The 17,772-nt window shown below is 65.2% G+C and carries 15 protein-coding genes; 11 read left to right on the top strand and 4 right to left on the bottom strand.

Going from position 1 to position 17,772, the window contains the following annotated elements; translation table 11 throughout:
• Window positions 1-23 precede the first annotated feature (23 nt).
• The gene (locus KI794_RS11940) at window positions 24-794 is read left to right on the top strand and encodes a TetR/AcrR family transcriptional regulator (RefSeq protein ID WP_255808211.1); all 771 of its coding nucleotides are present in this window, start codon (window positions 24-26) and stop codon (window positions 792-794) included.
• A 249-nt stretch (window positions 795-1,043) separates the two neighbouring features.
• Here the strand turns inward: KI794_RS11940 and KI794_RS11935 are convergent, their stop codons facing one another.
• Complete coding sequence (locus KI794_RS11935) at window positions 1,044-2,384, bottom strand: aminotransferase class III-fold pyridoxal phosphate-dependent enzyme (protein WP_255808210.1); 1,341 nt, start codon at window positions 2,382-2,384, stop codon at window positions 1,044-1,046.
• A gap of 45 nt (window positions 2,385-2,429) precedes the next feature.
• On the opposite strand from KI794_RS11935, the gene KI794_RS11930 reads away from it, so the two are divergent.
• From KI794_RS11930 to KI794_RS11900, 7 genes are all read left to right on the top strand, one after another.
• Window positions 2,430-2,897, top strand: coding sequence for an OsmC family protein (locus KI794_RS11930; RefSeq protein ID WP_119284706.1), 468 nt, complete (start codon window positions 2,430-2,432; stop codon window positions 2,895-2,897).
• Window positions 2,898-2,972: 75 nt separating this feature from the next.
• Window positions 2,973-4,568: a methionine--tRNA ligase gene (metG, locus tag KI794_RS11925; RefSeq protein ID WP_255808208.1), complete on the top strand. Its 1,596-nt coding sequence runs from the start codon at window positions 2,973-2,975 to the stop codon at window positions 4,566-4,568.
• Window positions 4,565-5,509, top strand: a complete 945-nt coding sequence (locus tag KI794_RS11920; protein ID WP_370647812.1) for a TatD family hydrolase — start codon at window positions 4,565-4,567, stop codon at window positions 5,507-5,509. Before metG ends, KI794_RS11920 begins: the two co-directional genes overlap by 4 nt.
• Window positions 5,502-6,374, top strand: a complete 873-nt coding sequence (gene rsmA, locus KI794_RS11915; protein ID WP_255808207.1) for a 16S rRNA (adenine(1518)-N(6)/adenine(1519)-N(6))-dimethyltransferase RsmA — start codon at window positions 5,502-5,504, stop codon at window positions 6,372-6,374. The genes KI794_RS11920 and rsmA overlap by 8 nt, the downstream gene beginning before the upstream one ends.
• Window positions 6,375-6,384: 10 nt before the next feature.
• Window positions 6,385-7,317, top strand: coding sequence for a 4-(cytidine 5'-diphospho)-2-C-methyl-D-erythritol kinase (locus KI794_RS11910; RefSeq protein WP_119284703.1), 933 nt, complete (start codon window positions 6,385-6,387; stop codon window positions 7,315-7,317).
• Between the two features lie 54 nt (window positions 7,318-7,371).
• Entirely contained in the window at window positions 7,372-8,049 is a 678-nt protein-coding gene (locus KI794_RS11905) for a DsbA family oxidoreductase (protein ID WP_119284702.1), read from the top strand.
• A 78-nt stretch (window positions 8,050-8,127) separates the two neighbouring features.
• Window positions 8,128-8,316 (top strand): hypothetical protein, encoded by a 189-nt coding sequence (locus tag KI794_RS11900; RefSeq protein ID WP_255808206.1) that lies wholly within the window; start codon window positions 8,128-8,130, stop codon window positions 8,314-8,316.
• 198 nt (window positions 8,317-8,514) lie between these two features.
• Here KI794_RS11900 and KI794_RS11895 read toward each other — a convergent pair whose 3' ends face one another.
• Together KI794_RS11895 and KI794_RS11890 are read right to left on the bottom strand one after the other, a co-directional pair.
• Entirely contained in the window at window positions 8,515-10,335 is a 1,821-nt protein-coding gene (locus tag KI794_RS11895) for a lipase family protein (protein ID WP_255808205.1), read from the bottom strand.
• Between the two features lie 35 nt (window positions 10,336-10,370).
• Window positions 10,371-10,823 carry a hypothetical protein gene (locus KI794_RS11890; RefSeq protein ID WP_255808204.1) on the bottom strand — a complete coding sequence of 151 codons (453 nt, stop codon included), beginning with the start codon at window positions 10,821-10,823 and terminating at the stop codon, window positions 10,371-10,373.
• A gap of 196 nt (window positions 10,824-11,019) precedes the next feature.
• Here KI794_RS11890 and KI794_RS11885 point away from each other — a divergent pair, with 196 nt between their 5' ends.
• Complete coding sequence (locus KI794_RS11885) at window positions 11,020-12,882, top strand: ABC-F family ATP-binding cassette domain-containing protein (RefSeq protein WP_119284699.1); 1,863 nt, start codon at window positions 11,020-11,022, stop codon at window positions 12,880-12,882.
• A 24-nt stretch (window positions 12,883-12,906) separates the two neighbouring features.
• Here KI794_RS11885 and serC read toward each other — a convergent pair whose 3' ends face one another.
• Window positions 12,907-14,058 carry a phosphoserine transaminase gene (gene serC, locus KI794_RS11880; RefSeq protein WP_255808202.1) on the bottom strand — a complete coding sequence of 384 codons (1,152 nt, stop codon included), beginning with the start codon at window positions 14,056-14,058 and terminating at the stop codon, window positions 12,907-12,909.
• Window positions 14,059-14,184: 126 nt separating this feature from the next.
• Here serC and KI794_RS11875 point away from each other — a divergent pair, with 126 nt between their 5' ends.
• Both KI794_RS11875 and KI794_RS11870 read left to right on the top strand, forming a co-directional pair.
• The gene (locus KI794_RS11875) at window positions 14,185-15,876 is read left to right on the top strand and encodes an AAA family ATPase (RefSeq protein WP_119284697.1); all 1,692 of its coding nucleotides are present in this window, start codon (window positions 14,185-14,187) and stop codon (window positions 15,874-15,876) included.
• Window positions 15,873-17,762, top strand: a complete 1,890-nt coding sequence (locus KI794_RS11870) for a vWA domain-containing protein (RefSeq protein ID WP_255808201.1) — start codon at window positions 15,873-15,875, stop codon at window positions 17,760-17,762. The genes KI794_RS11875 and KI794_RS11870 overlap by 4 nt, the downstream gene beginning before the upstream one ends.
• Window positions 17,763-17,772 lie beyond the last annotated feature (10 nt).

Here is a 17,772-nt window from a genome sequence, read left to right as displayed (position 1 = left end):
GGTATCTCGGGTACGCTTGTGACATGGCTACACAACCTCCTGGGGGACCAGACCTGAGCGGCGAACAGCGCCTGCGCGACGCCGCCAGGGCGCTAGCTGAAGCCGCTGGCCAGTTTGGGCAGTCGCTCGGCAGTGCCGGCGCGCAGGCAGAGACCGGGGTGACGAAGGGGCTTCTCGCCGCGGCTCAGGCCCTCGCGCAGGCGAGCGCCTGGGTTGAACAGCGAGCAAAGCCGCTGACTACCAAGGAAAAACTGCTCGAACAGGCAGTGCGGCTCTTCGCCGAACGTGGCTACGCCGGTGTCTCGCTTGAGGACATCGCACAGGCAGCTGGGTTCACGAAGGGTGCTGTTTACAGCCATTTCGGGTCGAAGGAACAGACGTTCCTCGCCGCACTCCGCGCCGCTGCAGAGGAACTCGCTGGCCTCGGCCTTCAGGGGGCGGCTGAGAGCGGGAGCGCGCCAGATGAAGCACAGGCCGCAGGCGGGCCCGTGTCGGGTACCGTGACCGGTGCCGCGGCGCAGCCCGAATCGCAGCGGCTTGCCCAGGCGGTCACGCTGACTCTTGAGGCGATGCTGTTCGGGCGGCGTACCCCCGACCGTCGAGAGGAGGTCCGAACCATTGTCGCGGAACTCATTGCGGCACTTGCGGCCGCGGAGCGCAGGCTCGGTGATGCGGGGCTCACGCAGTCTCGGGCGCTCGATCGAGACGAGTCTGCCGTCGCGGAGTTGGCGCTGCGGACACTGTTGCTTGGGGTGACACCAGAGGAACGGGCGGGCGGGCCCTCAACGGCCTAGTATTGCAGGGGTCGCCTGCGCTGTGACCCTCAACCCCTCACTCCGCCAACCCCGGCCAGAGAGCCCCATTCTTGCAAGACCGCCACATCCAGACGGTTGGCAAGGGGCCCTGCTGCAGGGATGTGGCTCTTCGGCGGAGCCTCGGTGGGGTGTGGTGCGTGAGGCGTGAGGGGTGGTGCCTGGGATCGAGAACGCAGAAGGGGCCCAGGCCAACCGTGGCCCGGACCCCTTCTGCGTTGCGTGGAGGTGCTACGCGGTGGCCGCGAATGCCTCTCGCAGCACGCTCACAACGTCGAGCAGCAGCTCGTCGCTCATCTTCAACGACGGAAGGAAGCGGATCGCCTCGCCGTACAGGCCAGCCGACAGCAGGATGACGCCCTGCTTGCCCGCGTAGTCAATGATCGCGTTGACGCGGTCTGCGTCGGGCTCAAGGGTGCCCGGCTTCACAATCTCGATCGCGAGCATGGCGCCCTTGCCGCGGACCTCGGCAATTGCGTCGAACTCGCTCTGGAGCTCGCGCAGCGCCCCGCCGAAGGTCTGCTCGATGCGCTTCGCCTCTGCAAGCAAGCCGAGGCTCTCGACGCGCTCGAACACCGCGACCGCGGCAGCGCACGAGACTGGGTTGCCGCCGAAGGTGCCGCCAAGGCCACCGGGCATCGACTTGTCCATGATCTCCGCGCGTCCGGTGATGCCCGCGAGCGGAAGGCCGCCAGCAATGCCCTTCGCCGAGAGCACGATGTCGGGCTGCACACCAAACTGCTCGATCGAGAACATGGTGCCTGTGCGGGCCATGCCGGCCTGCACCTCGTCAGCGATGAAGACGATCCCGTTCTCCTTGCACCACGCGGCGAGCGCGGGCAGGTAGCCATCGGCGGGGACGACGAAGCCGCCCTCGCCCTGGATCGGCTCGACGACGAGGCACGCAAGGTCAGAGGCGCCAGCGGTCTTCTCGAGGTACTTGATTGTGCGCTTCGCAGCCTCCTCGCCGGTTAGACCGTCGTGGAGGGGGTGCGAGTTCGGTGCGCGGTAGATGTCGCCGGCGCGGGGGCCGTAGCCGAGCGCGTACGGTGCACCCTTATGGTTCATGCTGCTCGTGAGCATCGTGCGACCGTGGTAGGCGTGCTCGAGCACCGCGACACCTGGACGACCGGTGAACTTGCGGGCGATCTTGACGCCGTTCTCGACAGCCTCCGCGCCTGAGTTCATGAGCAGCGTCTTGTAGTCGCCGTCGCCGGGAACGTGCTGGGCAAGCAGCTCAGCGACTCGAACGTAGGGCTCGTAGGCGTTCATTGTGAACAGCGTGTGAGTGACTTTGCCGACCTGCTCGCGAGCGGCAGCGACGACAGCCTCGTCGGTGTGGCCGATCGTGGTGACGCCAATACCACCGCAGACGTCGATGAGCTGGTTGCCATCAACGTCAACGACGATCGAATCGTGCGCACGATCGATGTAGACGGGGAAGACTGTGTGGACGCCCGGTGGGATGACTCGCTGACGACGCTCGTGGATCTCGCGTGAACGCGGTCCTGGAATCTCGGTGACGAGCTTACGCTCCTGAGTAATTTCTGCTTCCAACATGTCTGAGGTCATGGAGCAAGCTTACTCCCGACTATCCGAGGACTCTACGATAGGGCTATGCAAAACGAGCACGAATACCAGATCGAAGTCGAGTGGCAGGGAAACCGTGGGACCGGCACGAGCGGCTACCGTGACTATGGTCGGGAGCTCGTCATCCGCGCAGCAGGCAAAGAAGAACTCCAGGGGTCGGCTGACCCGACGTTCCGGGGTGATCGCGGTCGCTGGAACCCCGAGGAGTTGCTCGTTACGGCACTGGCCCAGTGCCACATGCTGTCGTATCTGCACATGGCTGTGCGTGCGGGTGTCGTCGTGACCTCGTACCGTGACGCCGCAGTCGGCGTGATGCGCCAGGAGGGGCTCGGGGGCGAGTTCACCGAGGTGACGCTCAGGCCGCAAGTGACTGTCTCTGATGCATCCATGATCGATGCTGCACGCGCCGCGCACCGTGACGCGTTCGAGAACTGCTTCATTGCGAGGTCGGTGAACTTCCCGGTCACGCACGAGCCGACAATTACAGTCGGCTAGTCAGCTTCCTCGGTGCGTGGCGCTGTCGGCGTAACACGGCCCCAGGCGCCCCGCGCTCCCAATAGAATGGAACTCATGGCCCAGTCCTCTTCGTTCTCCGTCTCCACGCCGATCTTCTACGTTAACGATGCCCCGCACATCGGGCATGCCTACACCGAGGTGGCTGCCGACGTGCTTGCTCGCTGGCACCGCCAGGCTGGCGACGAGACGTTCTTCCTCACCGGCACGGACGAGCACGGGCAGAAGATCCTGCGCACCGCGACGGCGAACGGCGTGCACCCGAAGGAGTGGGCAGACCGCCTGGTTGAGTCGTCGTGGCGCCCGCTGCTCGACACCATCAACATCTCGAACGATGACTTCATTCGCACGACCGATGAGCGACACAAGGTTGGTGTCGAGACGTTCTTGCAGCGGCTGCACGACGACGGCCACGTCTATGCCGGCGAGTTCGAAGCGCTCTACTGCGTCGGGTGTGAGGAGTTCAAACCGAAGAGCGAGATCGTCGACGGAGAGGGTGCATTCGAGGGCGAGAAGGTCTGCGCGATCCACTCGAAGCCTCTTGAACTGCTCCAGGAGAAGAACTACTTCTTCAAGATGAGCGCGTTCCAGGATCGGTTGCTCGCGCTCTACGAGGAGCGCCCCGACTTCGTGCAGCCTGCGAGTGCGCGCAACGAGGTAATCGCCTTCGTGCAGCAGGGCCTTGAAGACCTTTCAATCTCACGCACGTCGTTTGACTGGGGTATCCCGATCCCGTGGGACTCTGCACACGTTACTTACGTGTGGTTCGACGCGCTGCTCAACTACATCACCGCGCGCGGCTACGGGCAGAACCCCGCCGATCCGACAGCCGATCTCAAGCATTGGCCGGCTGTGCAGATCGTCGGCAAGGACATTCTGCGCTTCCACGCCGTGATTTGGCCCGCGATGCTCATGGCTGCAGGCCTCGAGGTGCCGTCAAATGTGTTCGCACACGGCTGGTTGCTCGTCGGTGGCGAGAAGATGTCAAAGTCGAAGCTCACTGGCATCGCGCCGAACGAGATCACTGACACCTTCGGTGCCGATGCGTTCCGTTACTACTTCATGCGCGCAGTATCGTTCGGCCATGATGGCTCGTTCAGCTGGGAGGACCTCGCAGCGCGCTACCAGGCAGAGCTCGCGAACGGCTTCGGAAACCTCGCGAGCCGTCTGCTTGCGATGAACGTCAAGTACTTCGACGGTGTTGTTCCCGCCGCTGGGGCCGAGGAGCCAGCTGATGCCGCGATCCGCGAGCTCGCCGCGAAGGCAGCTGCCGACGCTGACGCCCACATTGAGGCGTTCGCTATCCATGAGGCGCTCACCTCAATCTGGGAGCTCGTCGACGCGCTCAACGGCTACATCACAGAGCAGACGCCATGGGTGCTCGCAAAGGACGAAACCAAGCGTGAGCGCCTCGGCACCGTGCTCTACACCGTCTCTGAGGGCCTGCGCGTGCTCGCTGAGCTCTTGCACCCCGTGATCCCTGAATCGACAGGCAAGCTCTGGGCTGCGCTCGGAGCGGAGGAGAGCCTCGGAGCGCTCGCCGCGCAGTCGCTACGTGACGCTGGGACCTGGGGCCGCCTGCCCGCGGGCGCGACCCAGCATCCGCTTCCCGTTCTCTTCCCCCGGATCGAGACCGAGGGCGACAGTAAGTGAGCCCCGCAGCTGAGGGGGCGACCCCTTCGCAGACTCCTGCTGGCGGAATCCGCAAGCGCCGCGAAGCGCCCGACGGGCCTGGGAAGCAGACGCGTGACTTGACGCGACCTGCAAGCCCGGAGCCGCTGCCGTTCCCGCTGTATGACAACCACACGCACCTCGAATTTGAGGATGGCGTCACGCAGCTCGACCCGCTCGAATCGCTCGCGCGGGCCGAGGCTGTCGGCGTGCGCGGAGTCGTGCAGGTCGGCACCGATCTCGAGACGAGCCGTTGGAGTGCTGAGTTCGCCGCGAACGACGCGCGCGTTCTCGCCGCGGTCGCGCTGCACCCGAACGAAGCGCCGCGGCTCGCAGCAGCTGGAACCCTCTCAGAACACCTCTCGGAGATTGCGCGGCTTGCCACCCAGCCCCGTGTGCGTGCGGTGGGGGAGACAGGCCTCGACTTCTTCCGCACGGGCGAAGACGGGCGCGAGGCGCAGTACGAGTCGTTTGAGACGCACATTGAGATCGCGAAAGCGAACGGCATCGCGTTGCAGATTCACGACCGCGATGCGCACGACGAGGTCGTCGCGACGCTCACCCGCGTGGGAGCCCCCGAGCGCACGGTGTTCCACTGCTTCTCGGGCGACGCGGCGCTCGCGAAGATCTGCAACGAGCGTGGCTGGTACATGTCGTTCGCGGGAACCATGACGTTCAAGAACGCTCCGGCGCTGCGCGAGGCGCTCGCGACAGCTAAGCCAGAACTCGTGCTCGTCGAGACCGACGCGCCCTTCCTCACACCCGAGCCGCTGCGCGGCCGCCCAAACGCGCCTTACCTCATGCCGCACACTGTTCGACGCCTCGCCGAGGTGCAGGACCTGCCGCTGGAAGACGTGTGCCGCCAGCTCGCGGCAAACACTGAGCGCGTGTATGGCACGTGGGAGATGGATACCAATGAGTAGCGCGCTGCTCGGCCCCGTCGAGGTCCGCGAACTGGCGGAACGGCTCGACGTCTCGCCGACGAAGAAGCTCGGGCAGAACTTCGTGATCGACCCGAACACCGTGCGCAAGATTGTGCGGCTCGCGGGCGTCGGAGCGGATACCGCAGTCATCGAGATCGGACCCGGTCTCGGGTCGTTGACGCTCGGCATCACCGAGGTCGGCGCCGACGTCACCGCGATCGAGATCGACTCTCGACTCGCTGCCGAGCTGCCGGCCACCATTCGCACCATGCAGCCGGAGGCGGCCGAGCGCTTCCGCGTGATCTACACAGACGCGCTTGACCTTTCGGCCGAGCACCTCGCGGGCCTTCCAAGCCAGCCGACGGCCCTCGTCGCGAACCTGCCGTACAACGTGTCTGTGCCGATCCTCATGCACCTCCTCGAGCTCATTCCGACGCTCGATCGCGGGCTGGTGATGGTGCAGGCCGAGGTGGGGTACAGGATCGCTGCAGGGCCCGGAACGAAGGAGTACGGCGCGCCGAGCGCGAAGGCCACCTGGTATGGGGAGTGGGGGATCGCGGGCACCGTGAGCCGGCGAATCTTCTGGCCAGTGCCCGGCGTCGACTCGGTGCTCGTTTCGTACGAGCGACGCGCCGAGCATCTCGGAACCGAGGCCGAACGTGTCCTCACGTTCGAGCTCGTGAACGCGGCCTTCGCGCAGCGTCGAAAGATGATTCGTCAGGCGCTCCAACCTGTGCTCGGGGCAGAACACGCCGTCGGGATCATCGAACACGCCGGCATTGCTCCCACGGCGCGAGCAGAGCAGCTACACATCACCGACTTCCTCGCGATCGCACGGTCACGAGCGGCCTCAGACTTGCGCTAGCGTAGGAAGCATGCGGAGCGACCAGCGAAGATCGATCACCGTGCGAGCGCCCGGTAAGATCAACGTCTACTTTCGCGTTGGTGCGCTCCAAGACGACGGCTACCACGAGGTTGCCTCGCTCTACCAGGCGGTCTCGCTGTTTGAGGAAGTGACGGCGACCGAGTCCGACACGTTCTCGCTGCGCTTCGGGGGCCCCATCGACACGACTGGGCTCGCGACAGACGACTCGAACCTCGCGATTCGAGCGGCGAAGCTGCTTGCGGCTCACACTGGCTACGAAGGCGGGGTCGATCTCACCGTGCTCAAGCGCGTACCGATTGCGGGCGGCATGGGCGGCGGGTCAGCCGACGCAGCGGCGACCCTGCTCGCGTGTGACGAACTGTGGTGCACGGGGGTTGGGCGATCCGGGCTCGCCTCGCTTGCTGCGGAGCTCGGCGCTGACGTGCCGTTCGCGCTTGAGGGCGGCACCGCCGTCGGCACCGGTCGCGGCGACGAACTGAGTCAGGCGCTCGCGAAGGGGACCTTCCACTGGGTGCTCGCCCTGTCCGACGGCGGGCTCAGCACGCCGGAGGTCTATAACATGCTGGATCGCCACCGCGACGACCACGCAAATGAGCTCGGCGAGCAGCCCGAATACGTGAAGGTGGAGACCGCAGTGCTGCAAGCCGTGCGAGTCGGTGACGCCGAGTCGCTCGCTGACTCCATGCACAACGACCTGCAGGCCGCGGCGCTGCGCCTCGCGCCAGAGCTCACGAAGCTCCTCGAACTCGGGGAGTCGCGCGGTGCGCTCGCCGGGATCGTGTCCGGCTCCGGGCCGACCGTCGCGTTCCTGGTCGAGAGCGCGCAAGAAGCGTCGGAGCTGAAGTCGGTGCTGACCCGCGCTGGAGTCAGCGCCCTCACTGTTACCGGTCCGGTGCACGGCGCTCGCGTCATCGAAGGCTAGAACTTCGTCGCTCTTCCGAGGAATACTTCGTGACGACGCAGGGTTTAACGGGACGTGAGTAATACGATCCGCATTGACATTTGGTCTGACATCGCCTGCCCCTGGTGCTACATCGGGGCACATCGCTTTCGCCAGGCCGTCGCGCAGTTTCAGGCCGACAACCCAGAAGTTGAGTTCGAGGTCGAGGGGCACAGCTACGAGCTCGCCCCAGACACCCCGCTGAACTTTGAGGGGAGCGAGATCGATTTTCTCGTCAAGCACAAAGGCATGCCCCGCGAGCAGGTCGAAGACATGCTCGGGCAGATGACCGCCATGGCCGCTGCCGAGGGCATCACCTTTGATTTTGACAAGGTCGCGCATTCGAATACGGCTGCCGCGCACCGAGTGCTGCACCTCGCCAAAGAGCAGGGCATCTACGACGAGGTGCTCGCGCGTCTCTTCAAGGCCTACTTTGAGGAGGGCGTGAATGTTGGCGACCCCGAGCAGATCGCACAGGTCGTCGACGAGGTCGGGCTCGACCCCGACGAGGTTCGCGACGCCTTCGAAGATGAGAGCTACGGCGAGGCTGTCGAGAGCGACATCACGCGTGCGCGGATGCTCGGGGTAACTGGTGTGCCGTTCTACCTCATCAACGAGAAGTACGGCGTCTCGGGTGCCCAGCAGCCTGAAATGTTTGTGAGCGCATTCGAGCAGGTGCTCACCCTCGAAGCCGAGGCCGCCTCGGCAGACTGAGCCTCCACTGAGAGAACAGTGGGCGGGCGGCCGTACGTCGGTCAGCCGAACTACAATTCACCCGAGAGAGGATCGAGTATGAGCGATACAACAACCGAGAAGACCGAGACCCCTGCCGACATTGTCGAGCTGAACACTGACGCGAGCATCGCAGGAGCTGCGGCGTTCGCGGGTGCAGAGACCGCGGAGATCCTGAATCTCCTCGGTGATAGCGCTACGGGTGGCTCCTGCTGTGGCGGAAGCTGCTGCATGCCTGGCGAGGGCTAAGGATTCACGCAGTTCGGCGGCGCACTCTTCGGGGTGCGCCGCTTGTGTGTATGCGGAGGTTGTTCCAGGGGTGCCCGTGCTCCGTCTGAGGGTCGCACTTGCGCCTGTAATCTGCGATAGGAATGCCCCCAAAAGCCGAAAGTGGCATGGGGCCTGCGGATCACAGATGTAGTGATTGAGGAATCCAGTTCGCAGGTGCTAGCCCTGCAGCGTCTCGCAGTTTGGCGTCGTCGCCTCGCCCGCGGCCCGGGCAAGTGTCCATTCGACGAGCTGCGGTGTCAGAGGCGACTCCGCGGCGACGAGCGAGAGATGATCGAGCCCCGCAAACTCTCGGTAGTCGAGGTCAGCGCCTGCGGCACACCGGGCGGCAACCCACTCCCGCTGCTGCTTGGGGCGCACAAGCGGGTCAGCGAGGCCCTGGGCTACGAGCACAGGGGCTGGGAAAGGACCAACGGGAGTCTGGGCCCTCAGCAGGTCGCCGAATTCGCCGTCGAGCAGGGAATCTGGGAAGATCTGGTTTGGCACCTGGGTGCCGTGAAGGATCGCCGCGAGCACGTCCTGCCCGTTGAAACACAGGTCCTTGATCTTTTCAACGCCGCGGGCAGACCCGGGCGTGAGCTGAGCGGCGAGGCCGAGCTGCGGGTACAGCTCACCCCAGGTCGCGGCGATGTAGGCCGAGACTGTCTTGCCTGCTGCGTCGTTTTTGTTGACTTCGGCGAGCCCGAAGAGGTCGGCCGCTGGCGCGAAGGCGGCGATCCCTTGCACGGTGATATCGGGTGCGTAGCTCTCTGCGAGCTGCCCCGTCCACAGCGAGCCCTGGCCGCCTTGCGAGTGGCCCCAGACGACGGTCTCGCTCGTGACCGACACTTCCGAGAACTCTCGGGCTGCTCTCGCCGCGTCGAGGACGTTCCGTGCCTCGGCGTCGCCGATGAGGTACGGGTGTGCACCCGTGGTGCCGAGTCCGATGTAGTCCGACGTGACTGCGGCCCAGCCGTTGTCGATAACAAGCTGCTCGAGCGCCGCGCCTGCGCCGTCCGAGAACGGTGTGGCGCTGAGCGATGGGGCGCATTTCGCTGCAACACCGGTTGTGCCGTGAGCGACGGAGAGGAGCCGAAGCGGCTCATCGCCTCGGGTTTTCGGCGCGATGATCGTGCCGCTCGAGATTGCGGGCGAGCCGTCTGAGCGTGTGGTCGTGTAGAGAATTCGCCAGGCTTCTGCGCCGCGCGGCACTCCCTCGCGCAGCGGCTCGGAACGAATGAGTTTGCCGGGCTCTTCGGGCACGCTGGCAGGCGCATTGTAGAAGGCCCCAGGCTGCGGGAGCGGCACGCCACCGAGCGCCCAGTTCGAGCCGAGCGCGACGACGACGGCGAGCACGAGAGCGAGGCTTGCGCCGATTGTGCGAGACCAGCGCGCGAACTTGCCGCGAGGCCTGCGCTGCTCAGGGCTGTGCCTGTACAGCGCTGCCATGACGAGCTGCAGCCCGAAGAAGACGAACCACGCACCAACGCCGAGCCTGAAGAACGTGAGTGTTAGTACTGGCCAGGCGAGCGCGACGACACCGAAGAGGATGCTCGCGAGCGCAATCACAACGCTCGTCGCGCGCTGATCGCCACCGTGCCGGATCACCTGGACTGTCTGGAGTACCCCGTGCCCGATGAGTGACGCTCCAACGATAAATGCGATCCAGGGCGCGCCGCCTGCGGGCCAGACCGCGATGATCGCGCCGAGCAGAAACAGCACGACGCCGAACACGCGCGCTGACACCTTGGTGAACCCATCGAGCGTTGGAAGCAGGGCAGCTGCAACACCCGCGAGCGCCAATCCGATGCCGGTGACCACCGCGATCTGATGCGTCGACAGTGGGGCAAGAACGAGCAGCACGCCAAGGGCGACACCGGCGATGCCGATGAGCGCACGCACCGGACCCGCATACGACGACAGTGAGGCGGTGATCGTGGATTTCAGCGGCACTCCGCCTCCCTCGCTTGGCTCGGTTTCGCCCTTTGGTCGAGCGGGCAATGCGTGCGGTATATCGCGTTCAGACTACCTCGCTGTCACGCCTCCACGGTGACGTCGAGCACCTCGTTATCGCCCCCAAGGTAGACCGCGGGCCAACGACCCTCCGGGAAGTGTGCGCTTGTCGTGTCGTCGAGATGCAGCACGAGCCGCCCGTCGGGGAGCACGGCAAGCGTCTGTAACGCGAGATCCCTGGCTGCCTCGTCGCGGTCTGCCTCCGTGGGATCCTGATCGCTGAACTCGGTGACGATTGCATCGGTGGCGCGCCGCACGAGCCTCGGCAGCTGCGCGAGGGCGGCCGCGAGCCGTTCGGAGAGCTTCTCCACGACCGCGGGGTCGCTGCTTTCAACGAGCAGCTCCACTGCCGTTCCCGCTAGGTCGATCTCGCCGGCGTAGCTCTCCATGTACTGTGTCTCGCCGTCGGTGAGCGTGAACGAGGAACGGCGCAGCGTACCGAGTGCGGGGTGCGTGACGTCGGGGTATGCGGTCATGCGGTAAGCGTACCGGCACCATCCTAGGGCGTCGCGCATCGACCCGGTCCGGGCGGGCGAGCTGCCTCAGCGCGTCGGCGCACAGGCCAGTCGACTATTCTCGATACGTACTCCTTCCGGCGCGCACAGCGAATCGGGCGGCAACGCCCCAGGCGCTCTCATGCGCCGGGGGATCCACGCGACTAATGAGGCAGGTATGGCGCATATTCTCGGGGCTGAGGCCCTGCAACTTGAGGTGCCCACGAAGACGGTGTTCGACTCAGTGACGCTCGGCGTCGATGAGGGCGATCGTATCGGGATCGTCGGCCGCAACGGCGACGGCAAGTCGTCCCTGCTCATGATGCTTGCGGGGCGGCGGGAGCCAGACTCCGGCCGCGTGACGTACCGGGGCGGCACGACCATCGGCGTGCTCGACCAGGCCGACAAATTCGATGACGGTGAGACTGTCGGTAATGCGATCGTTGGCGACACCCCAGAGTACGAGTGGGCGGGCGATCCGAAGGTGCGCGAGGTTATCGCGGGCCTCGTTTCGGACCTGCCGTGGGACGCCGAGCTCGAGTCGCTCTCGGGCGGCCAGCGCCGCCGAGTTGCGCTCGCCCGGCTTCTCGTCGGCGACTGGGACGTGCTGTTTCTCGACGAGCCAACGAACCACCTCGACGTCGAGGCTGTCGCCTGGCTCGCCGATCACCTGAAGCGCCGCTGGCCGAACGGCCAGGGCGCGCTTCTCGTCGTCACGCACGACAGGTGGTTCCTCGACGAAGTGTGTACCGCGACCTGGGAGGTCCACGACCGTATCGTCGAGCCGTTCGAGGGCGGCTACGCCGCCTACATCCTGCAGCGCGTGGAGCGCGATCGGCAGGCGGCGGTGATTGAGCAGAAGCGTCAGAACCTCGCTCGAAAGGAGCTTGCGTGGCTCAGGCGCGGCGCGCCAGCGCGCACTGCGAAGCCGAAGTTTAGGATCGACGCTGCGAACGAACTCATTGCCGACGTCCCCGAGATCCGCGACAAGGTGTCGCTGCAGTCGATGGCTGTCTCGCGCCTCGGCAAGGAGGTCGTGAACATCCTCGACGCCGGTGTCACCTACGCAGACCCGAAGACTGGCGAAGACCGGGAGGTGCTGCGCGACGTCGAGTGGCGGATCGCTCCGGGCGAGCGCACGGGTATCCTCGGCGTGAACGGCGCGGGCAAGTCGACGCTGCTCGGCCTCATTTCGGGTGCGGTCGAACCGACGAGCGGCACCGTGAAGACCGGCAAGACAGTGAAGGTTGCGCAGCTCACGCAGCGCCTCGACGAGCTTGAGGCGCACCTCAATGAGCCAGTGCGTGTCGTCATCGGCAGGCTGCGCACGAGCTTCACCGTCGGGTCGGGTTCGAAGGCGCAGGAGCTCACGCCCGGGCAGCTGCTCGAGCGCATGGGCTTCACAAGTGCGCAACTGTCGACCCCCGTGAAGGATCTCTCGGGCGGCCAGAAGCGCCGACTGCAGCTGCTCTTGATCCTGCTCGACCAGCCGAACGTGCTCATTCTCGACGAGCCGACGAACGACCTCGACACCGACATGCTCGCGGCCATGGAGGATCTGCTCGATTCCTGGCCTGGCACCCTCATCGTCGTTTCACACGATCGGTACTTCCTCGAGCGCGTGACCGACCAGCAGTACGCGATTCTCGACAATCAGCTGAGGCACCTGCCGGGTGGGGTCGACGAGTACCTAAAGCTGCGCCAGGCGGAGGAGCGTGCGAAGGAAGCCGCTGCCGTGGGCGGAGGGTCGACGCAGGCTGATCGGGCTGTTTCCCAGGCATCCGGGACGAAGGCCGCTCAGCCAGCGCAGCCAAAGCTATCGGGGCGTGAGCTGCGCGACGCTCAGAAGGAACTGTCGTCGGTGGAGCGCAAGATGGAGAAGCTGCAGGACGACATCGTGAAGTCGCGTGACGGACTCGCTGACCTTGACCAGGCAGACTTTGCGCTGTTGAACGCCGAGATGGCGAAGATCACCGCTCTTGAGGCAGAGGTCGAGGGTCTCGAGGAGCGCTGGCTAGAGCTCTCCGAGACGCTCGGCTAACACCCTCGGGACGCGGCCACCTGGTTAGCCCTCGGTGGTCGGACGTTCGCCGGATTGTATCGCGTGCGGGATGAGCACATCGAGGTACTGGAGTAACTGGCCGACGTCTGCGGGATCGATGGAGACGTAGGTGCCGATCCTGAGTTGATTGCGCCCGACACCGACGTATCCGTCGGTGTCGAAGATCCCTGCGCTTCGGAGCAGGGCGGCAAGAGTGCGAGTGTCTGCTCTGGGGTCGATCTCGAGGGTTACGTTTGTTGGAGAACGGAGCGCTGGGTTCGTAACGAAGGGCGCTGCGTACCGGCTGCGTTCCGCCCAATCGTAGATCTCGGTGGACAGCGAACGAGTGCGTCCGGCCGCCCATGCGAGGCCTCCGTGCTCCAGAATCCAACTGATCTGGTTCTCAAGGAGCATGAGTGTCGCGAGCGCCGGAGTGTTCAGGGTTTGCTGCTTGCGAGACTGCTCGATCGCGAGGTAAAGATTCAAGAAATCAGGAATGTATCGCCCCGACGTCGCTATCCGGCTCGCGCGATCAATCGCGGCTGGGGAGAGGAGCGCGATCCATATTCCTGCGTCAGAGCCAAAGTTCTTCTGCGGTGCGAAGTAATAGACGTCGGCGTTGCGGGCATCGAATTCCGTGCCGCCCGCTGCGCTCGTGCCGTCGATGAGTGTAATGGCAGTTTCAGTCGCGCCCACCCGGCGCACGGGGGCAAGCACGCCTGTCGAAGTCTCATTGTGGGGCCACGCGTAGGTGTCAATCCCTTCCAGTTCTTCGGTGAGGACGAGTTCGCCATGAGGAGCTGTGCGCACATCCGGGGGCGTCAGCCATGGCGCTGCCGCGGCCCGCGCGAAGCGGCTGCCGAAGACGCCGAAGTCAAGGCATTGGGCGCGCGTATCGACGAGCGAGAATGCGGCAATATCCCAGAATGCCGTAGAGCCGCCGTTGCCAAGCACCACCTCGTAGCCCTCGGGTGCGTCGAAGAGTTCGTGTAGCTGTTCCTGGATGCGGCCTACGAGTCGGCGCACGGGTGGTTGTCGATGAGAGGTGCCCAACAGTCGAAGGGGATCAGCTACAAGGTCTTGGAGTTGTGTGGGCCTGATCTTTGCCGGGCCACTTCCGAACCGTCCGTCGCGCAGTGGATAGCGGGGAAGCGTGCTGGGGTAGGTGAGGTTCATGGGTGAATGACCCTTCGCGTGTCTGTCAGGCAGAAGATCTGCGTCGAACTTTTTGTCCTATGACAAAGTGTAACATTGGCTTGATAGAACGAACCGGCGCGAGTGCGCTGAGCAGGGACGAGGACTATGACAGCACTAGGCACAGTGACAGCCCACCCGGTAATCGGCGCGGGGGCGCAGGTCCCCATTGCAAGCCAGCATGTTGGTGGCGCCACGTCTCCGTACGAGGCGGCGACGCTTGAATCGCCTCTTGTGGCGAATGCTCTCGACGTGCGCTCGGCGCTGCGGGAAACGATCCGCGTGCTTCGGGCTGACTGGCGGCGCCACTACGGCGAAGAAATGAATCTCGCCGCCACCCTCCCCGAACAAGCGCCCACGCGTGCCGAAGCCGCGCCGCGCACGCAAGCAGAGCGTGACGCGCAAGCGTCAATCGCGCACGGAATAGCTTGTATGCGCGAACTGTCAGAACAGTGGGAACGGCTGCTCTCCGATCCCGAGGTCGCAGAGTTACTTGCCTCCGCGAGCACGGCGCGGGCTCGGGTGCTGCGCCAGGCCATTGCTTTAGTGCGAGCGGTCGACGGCGCTGAGGGCGAAGCGAGCATGAGGGGTCGCTCCGCATCCCCTCATGCGCAGGCTACTCGCCTGGGGCCCGTCGACGCCCTCGTGCGGCACGCCGCTCGGCGATCGCGGCCGCTCACGAGGGAGGAACAGGCGACGATCGCAGCGGCAGCGAATCACGTGACACAAGCGCGTGGATCGCAGAGCCCTGCGGTCCGGCTCGGGGAGGGCAGGCCGGGCATGCAACTGGAAGCGGGCGAAGACCATGCGGTGCTCGACGCGGTGCTCCAAATTCGCATTCGGCAGGCCCGTCGTGAGCTCGACGCGGGGCTTGTGCTCAACGAAAAGATGCGTGAGCTTGTTGCCGCGGCAACGCCCGCGGTGCTGGCGGGAGCGCCGATCCTGCTGATCGGTGAGACCGGAGGTGCCAAGACCGCCCTTGCCGAGTACCTCGCTGGTCTGGAAGGCGAAGCCCATGAGTTCGTGTCAGGCTATGGCGACATCACCGGCGCCCAGATCGTTGGCACCCACGAGCTTCGGGCAGAGGGCGATGCGACGGTAACGGAGTTTGCGCCGGGGCCCCTGCTGCGTGCGATGCAGCGCGGCGTGCCGATTATTCTCGACGAGATAAACGCCATGCCGCCCGAGTTTCTCAAACGCCTGAACCGGGTCCTACAGTTACGCCCAGGTTCGAGATTTGCGGTGCAGGAGCAACCGGGACTTACCATCGAAATTGCCAGCGGCTTCGTCGTCTTGGCGACCGCAAACGAATACTCACCTCACAGATACCGCGGCATTGAACCGTTGAGCACTGAGCTCGTCAACCGATTCGGTTCGGCCACATTTCGGGTGCACTACCCTGACGCTGGAGCGAACATCGAAGATGTCCCAGCAGAGAACCTCCTATTGGCGGCAGCCGTCGTTGCTGGCCCGGATGGCTCTATGCCGCCCGGGCTCGGCCTGGCGGAGCTGACCCCACTCGCGCGCGCGGCCTTTATCAGTCAGCAGGTGTTCGTGGGAAATCCCGATGAGGCCCTCGACCGCTACCGTGGAACCGAGCATGAGTTCGACGAGCAGCCAGGGCTTGCGGAGACCGTCATCGCCCCGCGTACGCTCGCTGCTGTGCTCGAAGGAGTGATGCTGCAGGGTGGGGCGTCTGCGCTCACGGGCGCGATGGAGCGGTTCGTGGACGGGGTGATGCACACGGAGGACCGGGCAGTGCTCCGGCTGATACTCGCCGGACAAGGGCTGCTCAGATGAGCGAGGAAGGCTGGGTTGAGCGAAGCCAGACCGGCGAAACTTCTCTGTTCGACGGCGAGTTGGCCGCGACTGGCCGGCTCCTCGGCCTGCGCGTCACCGTTGTTGCTGGAGAGGAATGGCGAGTCGACGGCGGGCAGCTTGCGGTGGGCCGGGAGTATTTCACGCGGCGCGGGCATGACGTCGGTGCAGCGGTCGCGTTGACTGTGCGCGAACTCTGGTTTGTTTCGGGTGTGGGCCGCTCCATGGGCCGCGAGCACAGGCGATCACGAGTGCTCGTTGCTCGCCCCGATCTCCACGTCCTCATGGTCACTCTTGACAGGGTGCAGGCGCAGCGTGCGTTGCTCGATGTCGTACCTGGGTTTGGGAAGGAGCTATTTCGGGCAGTTCGCCGCGATATTCCTCAGACGCTTGTGGGTTGGCCACCCAGCGCTCAGTGGCTTGGGCTGTTGCAGCGCGCATCGCTGGGGCTTCCAACACACGTTCACGAAGTGGTCGGGCGACAGTTCACCGCTGTGGTCCGCGCTGCGCTTGAGGGGGCGGCAGCGGTCGACCCCGTGGAAGGGCTCGATCAATTGCTTGCTGTTGCTGTGCCCGTGCACGAGGCGCTCGCCGCAGGCAACGGGCTAGGTGATGCCGCGGATGGGGCCGCGGGCAATCGCCAAGGAGAGCGCGTCGAAGGAGAAGGAATCGGCGACCTGGGGAGCCCTGGAGCGGCGGAAATCGGCGCAGATGGCGCAATGGACCAGGAAGGAGAACGCGGAACCGGAAACGAAGGGGGACCTGAGAGCGAGGTCCCCCCACTGGTGCCTCCGGATCCGCTGCTATCCGTCACGGCCATTCAAGACCCCCTCGTTGAGATTGATTCGGGCGACACGCCACTGGTGCTGAGTGAGACACCGCTCTCCTCTCTGCGACCGTCGCTCGCCCCACCACACGGGGACCTGGGGACGCAGACAGAGGACGCCGGAGTTGGGGGGCGCGGCTTTCCCGAACCTGGGCCGACGAACGGTTGGCGGCACGGACGTGAGGCCGCGCTCGCTGAGTACCGGCACCGGCTTGCTACCCACCGTGACGAGGTGCGAGCTGTCGGTGACGTGTGGCGGCGATTGCTGCGAGAGAGCCTGCGAGTCGTGCGGCCCGAGACCGGTGCTGCCGGGCCCGAGCCTGGATCGATCCACACAGGTCGGCTGGCCGAAACTGTCGCGGAGTCTCGCGGCGGCGTCCCCAGGCCGAGCGCTTACCGTATTCGCAAGCCGTTGACAGTGCGCGGCCCTGGTCTCGGGCAGACAGACACCGTGCTTGTGCTCGACAGGTCAGGGTCTATGCGGGGCCAAGCGGCGCAGCTTTCGACGGATGCTGCGATGGTCTTTCTGGAGGCACTCGCGGGCGCAGCGAGAGAGCTCCGTGAGCTTGAAGCCCGGTTCCCCAGTCGGGCCCCGAGTATCGTGCGCTCCGGGCTCGTCGTATTTGATAGCGTGGCGACTTTGGTCAAGCGTTGTGGTGAACAGCTCACGGACCTTCACCGGATTTCCCTGCGCGAAGCACTGGCGACAGCGGAGGGGCAGACACACCCGGTCCCGGCGATCGAACTCGCGATGCGTGACCTGCTGACCGTCCAGCGGACTGGGGGTGCGACGCAGCGTCGAGTGCTTGTCTTCGTGAGTGACGGGGGGTTCGAGGCTAGCCAGGAAGACGCTGAGGGTCGTGCACTAGCGGGCGTGCTCGCAAGAGCGCGATCTGCAGGAATCGAGGTGTGCGGGGTCGGAATCGGTGCGACTGGTGGGATGGAACTCTTCCGGCCCGACCTCACGTCGATTGGGTCTGTGCGGGAGCTGCCCGCTGCGCTCGCGCAGCTGCTCAGCGAGCACCGGCGTTGGGGAGCATAAGGTAGCCGCC

The sequence above is a fragment of the Leucobacter aridicollis genome, assembly GCF_024399335.1.
Taxonomy (GTDB): Bacteria; Actinomycetota; Actinomycetes; order Actinomycetales; family Microbacteriaceae; genus Leucobacter; species Leucobacter aridicollis_A.
Note: the sequence above shows the minus strand (reverse complement) of the source record. Positions and strands in the feature narration are given on the sequence as shown.

Bases quoted from the DNA above. Each gene is read 5' to 3' on its own strand.
- KI794_RS11910 (WP_119284703.1), top strand. From the start codon at position 6,385: ATGCGGAGCGACCAGCGAAGATCGATCACCGTGCGAGCGCCCGGTAAG.
- KI794_RS11875 (WP_119284697.1), top strand. From the start codon at position 14,185: ATGACAGCACTAGGCACAGTGACAGCCCACCCGGTAATCGGCGCGGGG.
- KI794_RS11930 (WP_119284706.1), top strand. From the start codon at position 2,430: ATGCAAAACGAGCACGAATACCAGATCGAAGTCGAGTGGCAGGGAAAC.
- metG (WP_255808208.1), top strand. From the start codon at position 2,973: ATGGCCCAGTCCTCTTCGTTCTCCGTCTCCACGCCGATCTTCTACGTT.
- KI794_RS11870 (WP_255808201.1), top strand. From the start codon at position 15,873: ATGAGCGAGGAAGGCTGGGTTGAGCGAAGCCAGACCGGCGAAACTTCT.
- KI794_RS11935 (WP_255808210.1), bottom strand. From the start codon at position 2,384: ATGACCTCAGACATGTTGGAAGCAGAAATTACTCAGGAGCGTAAGCTC.
- KI794_RS11885 (WP_119284699.1), top strand. From the start codon at position 11,020: ATGGCGCATATTCTCGGGGCTGAGGCCCTGCAACTTGAGGTGCCCACG.
- KI794_RS11890 (WP_255808204.1), bottom strand. From the start codon at position 10,823: ATGACCGCATACCCCGACGTCACGCACCCCGCACTCGGTACGCTGCGC.
- KI794_RS11940 (WP_255808211.1), top strand. From the start codon at position 24: ATGGCTACACAACCTCCTGGGGGACCAGACCTGAGCGGCGAACAGCGC.
- serC (WP_255808202.1), bottom strand. From the start codon at position 14,058: ATGAACCTCACCTACCCCAGCACGCTTCCCCGCTATCCACTGCGCGAC.
- KI794_RS11900 (WP_255808206.1), top strand. From the start codon at position 8,128: ATGAGCGATACAACAACCGAGAAGACCGAGACCCCTGCCGACATTGTC.
- rsmA (WP_255808207.1), top strand. From the start codon at position 5,502: ATGAGTAGCGCGCTGCTCGGCCCCGTCGAGGTCCGCGAACTGGCGGAA.